1 protein-coding gene is annotated in these 605 nt (G+C 41.0%); it reads right to left on the reverse strand.

Annotation, left to right across the window (positions count from 1 at the left end; translation table 11 throughout):
* On the reverse strand, positions 1 to 430 hold a 430-nt coding region (locus JUI58_RS20385; protein ID WP_204105654.1), incomplete at its 3' end, for a tellurite resistance TerB family protein.
* Between the last annotated feature and the right edge of the window lie 175 nt (positions 431 to 605).

A 605-nucleotide genomic window follows, 5' to 3' on the forward strand; every position in this document is an offset into this window, starting at 1 on the left:
TAACTTGAATAATTTGATTTACTTGGTCTTGGGGTAAATTCAAGGCTCGACATAAACTACCTAGTAATTCTTCTTCTTCCTTCGACACTTCCCCATCTGCCAAAACGAGGTCACTGGCGATCGCAAAAGTTGTATCGTAAAGATCGTGAGGTAAAGTCGCAAGTGCTGCTTCAAAAAGTACCGCCCCTCCTTGTCTTCGCAATGTTCCCCCGAGTTTATCAAACATCCGGCGCATAACATCCACAGAATAGCTGCGAAAGAGTCTCATACGTCCCAAAGTTGCATTGAGCAAGCTAATTTCATCATCCGCTAAATACCCATCGGCTGCAACAACTAAGAGCATAATAGCTGCAAATGCGTCGGCGGGACCGAGGGTAATTTGTTCGACATTAACCTGGCCACTATTGCGAAATTCATCGAATAATCCCATGATTTCCTCCTTTTATTGATTCCATTACTTGATAAAAAGGCGAGTCTAAACTCGCCTATATTTTATCCTTTATTTTTAATGACCATAACTTGAATAATTTGATTTACTTGGTCTTGGGGTAAATTCAAGGCTCGACATAAACTACCTAGTAATTCTTCTTCTTCCTTCGACACTT

It is taken from the genome of Spirulina sp. CCY15215, from assembly GCF_016888125.1.
Lineage (GTDB): Bacteria > Cyanobacteriota > Cyanobacteriia > Cyanobacteriales > Spirulinaceae > CCY15215.